This is a genomic window from Brucella sp. GW823-FHT04E01, from assembly GCF_058796175.1.
Map to the genome: position 1 here is coordinate 706,341 of NZ_JBXAIK010000002.1, position 12,462 is coordinate 718,802.

Genomic DNA, 12,462 nt, shown 5'->3' on the forward strand with positions numbered 1-12,462 from the left:
TGGATCGCGGCGCTATGAAATCAGCGGGTTGGAGAAGTCTGCAAAAGCCTGTTGCGGCACAGCCGGTTATCCGTCTGAAGGCGCAAGCTGCGTTTCAAGGTGCTCATCACGGAGGCGATGACGCCCCAAAGGCAGCATGATCGGTCGACCGGAAGTTGGATCGGTCATGATACGGCTTTCGAGATGAAATACCTCACGAACATTTTGTTCTGTCAGCACGTCGTCCGGCGTTCCGGTTGCGTATAGTCGTCCGTTAGCCATTGCGACCAGAAAATCCGCATAGCGGGCGGCAAGATTGAGATCGTGCAAAACCATGACGACTGTGGTTCCGCGCTTCTGGTTGAGATCTGTGAGCAGATCCAGAACTTCAATCTGGTGACTGATGTCGAGAAAGGTTGTCGGTTCATCCAGCAGGAGAATATCGGTCTGCTGCGCCAGTGCCATCGCAATCCATACGCGCTGGCGCTGGCCACCTGAAAGTTCATCCACTGGCCTGTCGGCCAGTTCGGTCGTCTTGGTTGCTTCAAGTGCCGTTGCGATTGCTTCGTCATCTGCCCGCGTCCATTGCGAGAATACGCCGTGATAGGGGTTTCGACCTCGACTGACCAGATCGGCAACCAGTATGCCCTCCGGCGCTGTCGGCGATTGGGGCAGCAGGCCGAGCGTTTGTGCCAGTTGCCGGGAGGGAAGCGTGTGGATCGACTTGCCGTCAAGCAGTACTTCCCCGTGTCGTGGTGCCAGAAGTCGCGACATAGTGCGCAGCAAGGTAGATTTCCCGCAGGCATTCGCTCCAACGATTGCTGTTACCTTGCCGGAAGGCACCTCAAGATCGAGACTATCCAGCACAAGCCTGTCACCATAGCCAGTGGTCAGCTCACGCGCGATGAGGGTGTGATCGGTCATAGGGATGCCCCGCTGCGGTTGGCGCGTATGATGAGGTAGATGAGATAAGGAGCGCCCAGAACTCCGGTGACGACGCCGACCGGATAGCGGCCGGGGAGCAGGAATTGTCCGCAATAATCGCCGGCGAGGACTAGTATGGCTCCGATCAGGGCAGACGGGACGAGCAGGGAACCGTTATTACCGATGATGCGTGCCGCAATGGGGCCGGACAGAAAGGCAACGAAAGCAATGGGGCCGGAAACGGCCGTGGCAAAAGCTATCATGCCGACGGCGGCAATGATTATGACAATCCGGGTTCGCCCGACATTGGTTCCCAATGCTGCGGCGCTGTCGTCGCCCAGCCGCAATGCTTCGAGATCGCGCGACCGGCTCAAAAGCAAACTGCCGAAAACGACCAGCGCGACCAGAAGAGGAAACATCTGGTCCAGCCTTGCGCCGTTGACGCTGCCGGTAAGCCAGCGCATGGCTTCCTGCAGGCTCCAGGCGGGCGCGTTTGAAAGAATATAGGCAATGACACTTTCGAGCATCGCCGAAACACCGATGCCAACGAGGATAAGACGGGTTCCGGCGACCCCGTTCCTGAAGGAAAGACCATAGACGGCAAGTGCTACGACGAGCCCGGCCACAACGGCAAAGATTGAAACAACGGGGCCGCTTAGCGAGAGCACAACGATTGCAAAAACAGCCGCAGCACTTGCACCGGAACTGATTCCGATAATGTCAGGGCTTGCGAGCGAATTGCGCAGCATAAGCTGGAATGCGACACCGCCGAGGCCGAAGCTCAGCCCTGAAAGCACGGACAGGACGGCGCGCGGCAGGCGCAACTTCCCGACCGTGAAACTTGCACCCTGAACGTTTTCGCCCAGGAGTACGCGGACGACATCTTTTGGCGGCGTGAACGATTGGCCCAGCATCAAAGTGAGGAGGAAGAGGGCGACGAGAATGACCAGAAGAAGACCGATGACAAGATTGCGCTTGCGGGTGCGACTGCGACGGTTCCAGGCGATAAGATCGGCGGTGGAATGCAGCATGATCACAACTCGCGAACCCGTTGGCGCCTGACAATCCAGATGAAGAACGGCGCACCGATCAGGGCGGTGACGATCCCGACATCGAGTTCGGCAGGGCGGGCAACGAGGCGTCCGGCAATATCGGCAGCAAGCAGCAGGCAGGCTCCGCTGAGGGCCGAGAATGGCAATAGCCAGCGGTGATCGACCCCGACCAGGAGGCGGCATACATGCGGCACAACCAAGCCCACGAATCCGATGGGGCCGCAGATGGCGGTGGTTGCACCACACAGCAGAATTGCGCCGAGCGCCGCAACAGCACGTGCAATGGCGACCTTTTCTCCGAGCCCGGCGGCAAGTTCATCGCCGAGTGCCAGGGAGTTCAGTTTGCGCGCCGATAGAAGGCTGACAATGAAACCGACACCGAGAAATGGCAGCACATAAGCGAGCCGGTCGAAAGTCGCACCTCCAACGCCGCCGATCTGCCAGGCGCGAATGCCGCCGGCAATATCGTTGCGGGGCAGCACGATGGCGATAACCAGTGAGGAAAATGCTACCGACGTGGCTGCACCGGCCAGCGCGAGCTTGAGCGGTGTCGCGCCACCACGGCCAAGCGATCCGACCATATAGACGAAGACGGCGGCGCAACCGGCACCGAATATGGCTGCCCAGATATAAGCTGGTGCGGAAACGATGTTGAACCACGCAACGCCGATGACGACGGCAAGCGATGCACCCATATTGACGCCCAGAATGCCGGGGTCTGCCAGCGGATTGCGGGTAATGCCCTGCATAATGGCACCTGCCAGCCCGAGCGCTGCTCCGGCGAGAAGCGCGAGCAAGGTGCGCGGAATGCGCATGGCGACGGCGGCCTGTCCGACGGTGTCCATATGACCACGCAGCGCCGCAACAATGTCAGGCCATGGCACTTCACGCGTGCCGAGCGACACGGACAGAACACAAAGGGTCGCGAGGAGAAAGACGACCGCGCCGAGCCAGCCGGTCTTCGCTCTGTTGGACCGATATATGGTGATTGGCTGGCTTGAACGCCGGATGCGGGCGACGATCATTTTGCTTTATCGGCTGCGCCGGCAAGAAGGGCGACATAGTCCTTCAACACCCAGGAAATGGAAAGTGGTGTGGGATTGGCCGCTGTCCCGAGAGGGTTTCTGCCCAGCATGACCACTGCATTGTTTTCGACCACTGGCATGCTGGCGAGAAGTGGATTGCGCTTCAAGGCATCCAGCAATTCCTGACTGCCATAGGTTACGACCATGTCCACGTCATCGAACATGTCGACACGCTCGGCGCTGATGGAGCCGGAGAACTGGCCCGGTTTGGAGGCGTCGACCACACTTTTGGGTGAGTTCAGGCCAAGGTCCGTGAAGAATCTCACCCGCGTGTCGTTAGTAGTGTAGAAATTGACCGTGCTCAGGTCCGTCGTATCGAGATGCGTGACGAACATAGCCGACTTGTCTTTGAGATGCGGATACTGGCTGACCGTCTCGGCAATCTCGCCTTCGATCTTTGCAATCAGCGCTTCACCTTCTTCCGCCATGCCCATGCCGACGCTGTTGAGACGGATCATGTCGCGCCAGTCGGTGGACCAGGGCGCTTCGGGATAGGCAACGACGGGGGCGATCTGGCTGAGTGTATCGTAGTCGGACTGGCTCAGGCCGGAATAGGATGCGAGGATGACGTCGGGCTGCGTTTCCGCCACCGCCTCGAAATCGATCCCGTCCCCTTCATCGAAAAGCACAGGCGTATCGGCGCCGAGTTCCTTCAACTTTGCGGCTACCCATGGCAAGAGACCATCATTGTCGTCATCGCCGAAATTGGCTCGCGCAAACCCAACCGGAACCACGCCGAGTGCAAGGGGAACCTCATGGTTTGCCCAGGCAACGGTGACTATCCGTTCCGGCTTTTTTTCTATCGTTGTCGTTCCAAAAGCATGTTTTATAACAATCGGATAGGTTGTTTTTTCACCAGCTAGAACCGCTTGCGGCGCAATCATCGCCAGGCAGCACAGGGCAGCGAAAACGAGAGAGCGAATGGACCAAGTCATCCGGCGCATTCTCCTTGTGTATAAAGTGGCCTTTCACTCTCAAGTTAAACCCACCGCGTCAAGGCCGAAGCTCACACCTTGATAAAGGTGTTGCGAATTAACCGTGATTTCCTACAAAAAAGCAGTTTTCTACAATACTGGACAAAGGTTCTCAAGTTAGTGGCGATCCGGGGACCATTTCAGTTTCTTGATTGCTTCGATGATCGGGCTCATCCGGTCGTTGATCGTAAGGCTGTCGATGTCTCCACGATTTGAAACCGTCGCTAAAAGCGATCGCCGCAAACTGCTTATCGGACCTGACCATGGACATTGAAGAGACCGCTGAGATGAAGAAAACCACCCGGGTTCGCTACCGCAGGGCAATTCTTCTGGGGTGCACGGCGCTTGTCGTATCCATGCCGGATCTGACTTTGGCGCAGCAGGCGACAACAACGGAAGAGCCGACAGTGCTCAAGACCATTACGGTTGATGGGTCTGGTGGACGCGACGACGATTCCAGGTCGATTGTCGCGACGAGAACCACCGGCGGCGGCAAGATGGCGACGGACATCATGGATACGGCAGCCTCCGTATCGGTGATCACCGCCAAGGAAATACAGGAGCGCAACGCCCAGACCGTCGAGCAGGTGCTGCAATATACTGCAGGTGTTTCCACCAATTTTTACGGGTCGGATGACCGGTTTGACTTTTTCCAGATCCGCGGGTTCGATGCCAACACCTATCGCGACGGGCTGTCCCTTGGCCGTCCCTTTGGCGGTATACGCGAGGAACCCTATGCATTTGAACGGATTGAAGTTCTGAAAGGCGCGAGTTCCACGGCTTTCGGCGTCTCCGATCCAGGTGGTATGGTCAATTACGTGACGAAGCGGCCGAAGCGCGAACGCTTTGGCGAAGCCTATGTCACGGGCGGTTCGTTCAACCACAAGGAAGTCGGCTTCGATTTCGGTGATAATCTGACCGGCGACGAAACGCTGTCCTATCGCCTCACCGGCAAGTTCAAGGATTCCGACGCCGAATATGACTATTCGCGCGACGACGAAAAGTTCATCATGGGCGGGCTGACGTGGCGCCCGAGCGATGCGACCAATTTGACGGTGATCTTCGATCATCTTCACCGCAATGGCGTGCCCGGAAGCGGCGGCCATCCGGTCGGCACCGATTTCAACCGAAGCCGCTTTTTCGGAGAGCCGGATTTCAACTATCGCGGCACTGACAGAAATACTGTCAGCGCCATGTTCGATCATGATTTTGGCAATGGTTTGAGCATGAGCGCCAACGGGCGTTACAGCAAGCAGGACACCGATTTCGGCTATGCCTATATTTCGGCCACACCGACCGATGGCTCCACGATTGCCAAGCGCGACTTCTTCGGCAATGAAGCCTCAGCCGAGAATTTCGTGGGTGATGTGAACCTGAAATATGAGACGAGTTTTGACCGGTTCGAAAGCCGGACGATGGCGGGCGTCGAATACAATAACTATTCGGCCACCAACAAGACACTCTGGGGCCCGGCACCGGGCATCGACTGGACCAATCCGGTCTTTACCGGTGCTCCGGTCAATCTGCCTCTTATCGGCAGCACATCTACCAGGCAGAAAACCAAGGCGATTTATTTCCAGCAGGATCTGACATTCGCGGAAAAGCTGATTGCCAGTGTGGGCCTGCGCAATGATTGGCTCGACCTGTCGCAGACGAACAATCTCAGCAACAAGACGACAGATGGTGATCTGAGCGAGTTCACCAGCCGCTTCGGCCTCACCTATCGGGTGACTGATGAATGGGCGGTTTATACGAGCTATGCTGAATCGGTCGCCCCCCCGGCCATCGGCGTCGATCCTGAGCGGGGTGAACAGATCGAAGTCGGCGTGAAATACCAGCCGACCGCATTTCCGGCCCTGTTCACCGCTTCTGTTTACGACCTGACCAAGAACAATATTTCAGTCAACGATCCCATTACGCTTCAGCCATCCACGATTGGCGAGGTTCGCGTTCGCGGTATTGATCTGGAAGCCAAGGCCGAACTGACGAACAATCTCAACCTGATCGCGGCCTATTCCTATATGGACCCGGAGATCGTCGAGAACGGCACGGGCGGCAATGAGGGCAACCGTCCGCAGTTTGTTTCCAGGCACCTCGCTTCGCTTTGGGCAAACTACAAGATCGAGGGCAGCGGTCGCCGCGGTGACATGACAATCGGTGTCGGCGGTCGTTATATCGGTTCATATTACTTCACGCCGGCCAATACGTCGGGCACCAGCGGCAATGTGGTGTTTGATGCGGCATTCACCTACGAGTTCCTGGACAACTCGGCGCTTCAGGTCAATGTCAGCAATCTGTTCGATAAAAAATACGTCGCCTATGGCGGTTTCGGAGCGGATTTCTACAATCCCGGTCGCGAGATCACGGCAACGCTTCGCCGCACATGGTAGGATGAGCCGCTCCGCCGGAAACAGGAGGCGGAGCACGTAATCCGAAATTGGTCAGCGGTTTGACTGGAAACGTCGCCATGCGGCTGGCGTTTCACCCACCACCTGACGAAAAGCCTTGGTCAGGTGTGCCTGATCGGTGAAACCGAGCTGTGCTGCGATGCCGGCGACGGTCAGGTCGCTATCAGCAAGCAGTCGTTGTGCCAGATCGATGCGCTTCGCCATTTGCCATTGTAGCGGGGTCTTTCCGGTTGTCTGCTTGAAGACATTGGCGAACCAGCTTTCCGACAGGCCCACCGCTGCCGCCATTTCGGCGACACTCAACCGACGATCACCACAGCTGTCGAACCGTGCGTTCAGCTTGTTCATCTGCGCCATAGTGAGGCGGCCATATCCCTGCTTGTTGTCCTCACCCGGTAAATCGAGAAGCCCGGTCAGAATGCTGCCGATGAGGTTTTCCGCATAAAGCGCGTGTTTCATCGGACTGGCTGTTTCATCCACGATCAGGCGGGCAAGCGTTTCTATGGCGCCAAGGTCCTGAATTTCTACCGGACTGCGCATGGCGGCCACGGCCATGGAAGTGCCGAGTGTCGGGCTTAGATATCTGAGCAGCCGATCCTTGTGAAAATGCAGGTTCAGGTGCGAAAACCGGTGGAGCGAAACTGTATTCGTCCACATTGGTACGCCGGCGGGTATATAGATTGCACGCGTCATCGGGCGGTGATGCTGAGTAAGGACGCCGCTATCGTTCGATATGCGAATATTGGACGATACATCCTGGAAAAAGATCATGATACGGGGATCATGCGACAGGAAATAGCCATTGGCCCCCGTCTGGCTTTCAGCCTCCCAGTAGACACTGACCAGCCCGTCCAGCACGCGCCATTGAACCGGCGCAACCACCCGGATGCCTTCGGCTTGCCAGATCATCGAATGCCAGAAGCCCAAAACGTTCCGATCCGTATGTGACAGCGTTTCATTGAAATTCCGGCTTCATTGCCAGGAATGTTTCGTAAGAAATGCGTCGGGATATCGTCGCATTAATATGACTAAAATTATCATCTTTGAGCGTTAAGACAAGACAATTCTGTAAAATGCAGGGGGGCACGCATTGTGCCCCGTTTCACTCGAGGTCTTCCTGCTCAAAATGCCGGGTAACGTGAATATCGGTTGTTTCCAGACGCCCAGGGCCCAGATTGATGAACTTGTGTGGTATGTTTGCCGGACCGAAGACAACCTGTCCCTCCGTCACCTCGATCTGTTCATCGCCAACAATGAACAGGGCATTTCCCTGACGGACGATGAAAATCTCGTCATAAGGGTGCCGGTGCAGTTTGGGACCATGCCCTACAATATCGGTCGAGAAGAATATGATCGACGCATCGGTATCAAATCTCTTGCCTTCGACGCGCCCAGACCAGGCATCATCACGTCTCGCCCATTCTTCTCTTTTCAAGACAACGGCTTGTTTCGTCAAAACGGTTCTCCCGGCTTTTCAAGGCACTGGAATTTCGACCCTGCTGTTGGCATTTCCCGATCGGGAACGGAAGGTCAAATTCTAACGAGACCTGAGCGCTTCAACAACCCCATCAGGACCAGGGGCAAAAGCGTGGTGATGAGAATGGCGATGAATGCCATGGCCATGCCGAGGCCGACCGAGCCTTGCTCGAACTGACGCCAGATGAAGATCGAGATGGTTTGCATTCCAACCGGAGCCACCAATATCGATGCGACGAGTTCACGTGTGGCCACTGCAAAAACAAGTAACATCGCCGTTATCAGGCTGGGGGCGATCAGCGGTAGCATGACGCGCCGGAAAGCGGTGAAGCTGTTTGCGCCGCAAACACGTGCCGCAGCTTCCAGATTGTCGCCGATCTGGTGGAAGGCAGCCGATGCATAGCGGATCGGCTGCGGTAGAAGAATGCAACAATAAGCAAGCAGAAGGATCAGCGGCGTATTGTAGGGCGAGATGGGTAGCGAGGGCTGGTTCCATGCCAGAATGAGGCCGACCGCGACGACAACGCCGGGCAAGGCATTTGGCAGGACGGTCAGTATGTCGAGCCAGAAGCGCCCGTGAAAGCGCATCTTCACCACGGCATAAGCGGCAATCGCGCCAAGCAGTCCCGTGAGGAGAGCGCTTGCAACGCCGAGCGACAGGCTGTTGATCAGCGCGCGCATGCCGCCTGCGCTGTTTTCGGCAATTGCAGCAAAATTGTCGAAGCTGAGGTTCGATGGCGTCAACCCGCCAGACACGGTTTTGGACAGAGCGGTCGCCAGAATGGCCAGCAGGGGAATACCGGTCGCCGCAAAGGCGATGACAGCGAACAGAACCACGACGGGAATTGTGAGGGCTCCAAGTGGGCGCTTGTCCTTTGCCTGTGGTTTGCCGCCAGTCGTCACATAGGAACGACGCGTCAATATCCAGCGTTGGACCAGAAAAGCGGCGAGCGACAGGCAGACAAGCGCCAGCGAAAAGACGGCAGCACCCGCAAGGTCGATGGGCCAGTCGGAGATGCGGAGATCAATTTCCGTTACCAGAACTTCAAAGCCGGAACGGCGTCCAAGGGCTGCGGGCGTACCATATTCCTCGATGGCTGCCGCGAAAACGAGCAGAAGGCTTGCCGCGAGGCCAGGCGTCGCCAGCGGCAGGGTAATACGGAAGAAGGAGCGCCATGGGGAAGCCCCGAATACGCGTCCGACATCTGAATAGCGAGCGCCAACTGCTTCAATCGTGCGCGACACCGCAAAATAGACAAGCGGAAACGTGTTCAGCGCCATGACAAAGCTCATGCCGGCGACCGAGAACAGGAAGGGAGCCAGATTGAATCCGACAAGCTGTTCGAGATAGCCGCGTGGCTGCAAGGTCATGATCCAGCCGAGCGTTGCAATATAGGGCGGGATCATGAAGGGCACGAGCATCAGCACATCCCACAGCACGGCGAACGGCACTTTGTAGAGTGCCCGGAAAACCGCTAGCGGCACGGCAATGAATGCGGAAAGAGCTACCACGGAAAGACCGAGCAGAACGGTATTGCCGCTCATGCGCAAAAGCTTCGGGTCTTCAAACAGGGCCGAGAGATGCAGGAAAGGCTCGGCCAGCGAGCCTCTCCCCAGTTGTGGAAAGATTGCTTGAAGGACGATGAAGACAAACGGCACTGCGACGATGAATGTGAGCCCGGCGACTGCAACGAACCCGAGCGGATTGCCAGCCGCCGCACTGCCTGTCTTCATCTCTGTCTGTCCCTCAGATATTAGTTGCTGGCTGCGAAAGCGGCGCCGAATTCCTTCAGCGTTTCGTTGCGCTTGCCATAGACTTCCCTGGCGTCGATCGGCAGGATTTTCAGATCGCCGATCAACGGGCGATTGGCCGGAATGTCGGTGCGCGACGGCATCAGATAGGTGTCGGCAACCATTTTCTGACCTTCGTCGGACAGCATATAATCGATGAACTGCTTGGCCTCGTCCTGGTTCTTCGACCATTTGAGGATCATGGCGGGGCGTGGCGCAATCACGGTGCCGGATGTCGGGAAAATAACGTCGATGGATTCGCCCTTGGCCTTGCCCGCGAGCGAGATGTAATCGACGGCACCGAACACGGCGGCCTTGGCACCCTGAAGAACCGGGTTCAACGCTTCTGCATTGGCACCGGCGACAGTTGCGCCATTTTCGTGCAGGTTCCGGAACAGATCCCAACCCTGCTGCGCCTGAAGGGCGGCAACGAGTTCGAAGGTCGCGCCCGACTGTGCCGGGTCCGGCAGATTGACAAGGTCCTTGTATGCAGGCTTGGCGAGATCCGCCCATTCGGCGGGCTTGGGCGTCTTGCTGGCAGGGTTCCACGCGATGCCGAGCGCGGAGACGCCTTGCGCAACCGCCGTTTCATTCTTGAGGAAATCCGGCACTTTTTCGGCGTTCGGGCTGGTGTAGGCGACAAGCCAGTCACGCTTGGCAAAATCGGTTGCCGTATCCCACGAGGCCGAGATCAGAACGTCGACAACCGGATTGGCGGCTTCCGCTTCGATGCGGGCCATGACCTTGCCGGTCGTTGCCTGAAAGACATTGACTTTCGCACCGGTCTTGGCGGTGAAGCCTGTCGCAAGCTTTTCGATCAGGCTGCCCGGGCCGGCCGAATAAACCGTGATGTCTGCATAGGCTGCCGTGCTGGCCAGCAAAGCGGTGACAAGCGCAAGCCCCGCGCCGAGAATGGATTTCTTCATGTTTGCCTCCTGAGATATTGCCTGATGAAATGGTCTTATTTTGAGAACCAGCGCAGTTGGCTGGCATCGATTGAGATGCCGACAGGAACGCCGGGTGAAAGGCGGATGCTGTCGAGATATGTCAGTTCGTGGCCGTCCTGCTGCGAGCCGATGCGCACTGTGGTCAGATGACCGTCGCCGCGAAACTGTGAGCGCAGGACCGTTGCTGGAATCGCTGCTTCGCTTGCGGGCACGCTGCGAACCGAACGCGACGGCAACAAGACGTGTGTTGCCTGCTCAGCGGTGGACCCATGGGCGATGTGGATTTCGGTGAACGCAATCCTGTAGGCGTTGTCACGCTGCTCCACCGGGACGACACAGCCGAGCCTCAGAAAATCTGCGACTTCCGGTGTCATCGGTTCTGCGACAAGTGCTTCGGGTGCAGCCAACTGTTCGATCACACCGGCGCGCATGACGGCTACCTGATCGGCAAGCGAGAAAGCTTCGCTCTGGTCATGGGTGACATAGATCGCGGTCAGGCCGAGATTGGCGACAAGCTGCCCGATCTCGGTGACCATGTTTTCGCGCAGTTCGCGGTCAAGATTGGAAAGCGGCTCGTCGAACAGTACCAGTCCCGGCTCGGCAACGATGGCGCGGGCAATGGCGACACGCTGCTGCTGGCCGCCTGACATATCGCTGATCGCGCGCTCGCCGAAGCCCGACAGGCCGACGCGATCGAGTGCCGAGACAACGCGCTTTTCGCGCTCCGCACGACCGAGGCCACGCATTTCGAGCGGAAAGGACACGTTGCCGAAAACGGTCATATGCGGCCAGAGCGCATAATCCTGAAACACCATGCCGAGATGGCGCTTCTCAGGCGGAATGAACGACCCTGTCGAGGCATCTGCAACGGTGACGTCGTTGATTGTGATTGAACCCTTCGTTGGGGCGAGAAGGCCAGCCACGAGACGGAGCAGCGTTGTCTTGCCGCAACCGGATGGCCCGAGCAAAGCGAGCGTCTGTCCCTTCGGCAGTGAAAGATCGATATTCTTCAATATAGTGGCAGGGCCATAGGCCAGATTCAGCCCATCGGCCCGAACGGCGATATCCGCTTTAATATTCGAGGAATGCAACATTTTCCCACAATCCAAATAGATTGGGAGCTTCTATTCCGATTGCATGACAGTGGCATGACGCTGGGGAAGCCTGCGTCCTTCAGGGTTCGGAACCAATTGTCATCACATCGGTTTGTCCCTTCATGCGATAAAGGAAGGGAAGACGATGAGATTTGGAAAACTTGCTCTTGGTCTGACGGGATTGGCGGTGGGATATGCGCTGACGCGGGTAAGTTCGCCACAGATTCCAAAGGGTATCGTGCCGGTAAAACCCTTCGATCTCACGCGTTATATCGGCAAGTGGTACGAGATCGGGCGGCTTGAAAACCGCTTCGAGCGCGGTTTGACGCGGACGACGGCGGAATATTCACTGAACCCCGATCAAACTGTCAAAGTGGTCAATCGCGGCTTCGATCCATGGAAAGCGCGTTGGACACAAGCCACAGGAACCGCCAGTTTTGTGCGATCCGCCGACGAAGGCGCGTTGAAAGTTTCATTCTTCGGACCCTTCTACGGGGGCTATAATATCGTGGATATCGATGAAGACGATTACCAGTGGTCGATCATTGTCGGTTCGACGCGGAGCTATTTCTGGATACTTTCGCGCGAGCCCGAGGCAAGCGGAGATCTAAAGGCGCGAGCAGTCGCACAGGCACTGCTGTTGGGGATCAATCCAGATACTATTTTGTGGGTTCCGCAATAAGCGCGAAAACCCTGCATCAAAAGGCCCGCCGAAGCGGGCCTTTTGGTTCT

11 protein-coding genes are annotated in these 12,462 nt (G+C 57.2%); 2 read left to right on the forward strand and 9 right to left on the reverse strand.

Annotated elements, in window-relative coordinates:
* Positions 1-66: 66 nt before the first annotated feature.
* The 4 genes from AC1RHM_RS08725 to AC1RHM_RS08740 are packed head-to-tail and all read right to left on the reverse strand — an operon-like array spanning position 67 to position 3,975.
* Positions 67-903, reverse strand: coding sequence for an ABC transporter ATP-binding protein (locus AC1RHM_RS08725; protein ID WP_010660782.1), 837 nt, complete (start codon positions 901-903; stop codon positions 67-69).
* Complete coding sequence (locus AC1RHM_RS08730) at positions 900-1,934, reverse strand: FecCD family ABC transporter permease (RefSeq protein ID WP_010660783.1); 1,035 nt, start codon at positions 1,932-1,934, stop codon at positions 900-902. Before AC1RHM_RS08730 ends, AC1RHM_RS08725 begins: the two co-directional genes overlap by 4 nt.
* A 2-nt stretch (positions 1,935-1,936) precedes the next feature.
* Complete coding sequence (locus AC1RHM_RS08735; RefSeq protein WP_010660784.1) at positions 1,937-2,980, reverse strand: FecCD family ABC transporter permease; 1,044 nt, start codon at positions 2,978-2,980, stop codon at positions 1,937-1,939.
* Positions 2,977-3,975 carry an iron-siderophore ABC transporter substrate-binding protein gene (locus tag AC1RHM_RS08740; protein WP_010660785.1) on the reverse strand — a complete coding sequence of 333 codons (999 nt, stop codon included), beginning with the start codon at positions 3,973-3,975 and terminating at the stop codon, positions 2,977-2,979. Before AC1RHM_RS08740 ends, AC1RHM_RS08735 begins: the two co-directional genes overlap by 4 nt.
* Before the next feature lie 302 nt (positions 3,976-4,277).
* Between AC1RHM_RS08740 and AC1RHM_RS08745 the strand changes: the two genes are divergently transcribed.
* The gene (locus AC1RHM_RS08745) at positions 4,278-6,404 is read left to right on the forward strand and encodes a TonB-dependent siderophore receptor (RefSeq protein WP_094514997.1); all 2,127 of its coding nucleotides are present in this window, start codon (positions 4,278-4,280) and stop codon (positions 6,402-6,404) included.
* A 51-nt stretch (positions 6,405-6,455) separates the two neighbouring features.
* Here AC1RHM_RS08745 and AC1RHM_RS08750 read toward each other — a convergent pair whose 3' ends face one another.
* The 5 genes from AC1RHM_RS08750 to AC1RHM_RS08770 form a co-directional block, all read right to left on the reverse strand.
* Positions 6,456-7,349 carry a helix-turn-helix domain-containing protein gene (locus AC1RHM_RS08750; protein ID WP_010660787.1) on the reverse strand — a complete coding sequence of 298 codons (894 nt, stop codon included), beginning with the start codon at positions 7,347-7,349 and terminating at the stop codon, positions 6,456-6,458.
* A gap of 175 nt (positions 7,350-7,524) precedes the next feature.
* Positions 7,525-7,878 carry a cupin domain-containing protein gene (locus AC1RHM_RS08755; RefSeq protein ID WP_010660788.1) on the reverse strand — a complete coding sequence of 118 codons (354 nt, stop codon included), beginning with the start codon at positions 7,876-7,878 and terminating at the stop codon, positions 7,525-7,527.
* 74 nt (positions 7,879-7,952) lie between these two features.
* The gene (locus AC1RHM_RS08760) at positions 7,953-9,632 is read right to left on the reverse strand and encodes an ABC transporter permease (protein ID WP_094514998.1); all 1,680 of its coding nucleotides are present in this window, start codon (positions 9,630-9,632) and stop codon (positions 7,953-7,955) included.
* A gap of 20 nt (positions 9,633-9,652) precedes the next feature.
* A complete protein-coding gene (locus AC1RHM_RS08765; protein WP_151895789.1) occupies positions 9,653-10,615 on the reverse strand; it encodes an ABC transporter substrate-binding protein in 963 nt (320 codons plus the stop codon).
* Positions 10,616-10,650: 35 nt separating this feature from the next.
* Positions 10,651-11,730 (reverse strand): ABC transporter ATP-binding protein, encoded by a 1,080-nt coding sequence (locus AC1RHM_RS08770; protein WP_010660791.1) that lies wholly within the window; start codon positions 11,728-11,730, stop codon positions 10,651-10,653.
* 145 nt (positions 11,731-11,875) lie between these two features.
* On the opposite strand from AC1RHM_RS08770, the gene AC1RHM_RS08775 reads away from it, so the two are divergent.
* A complete protein-coding gene (locus AC1RHM_RS08775) occupies positions 11,876-12,412 on the forward strand; it encodes a lipocalin family protein (protein ID WP_010660792.1) in 537 nt (178 codons plus the stop codon).
* Positions 12,413-12,462 lie beyond the last annotated feature (50 nt).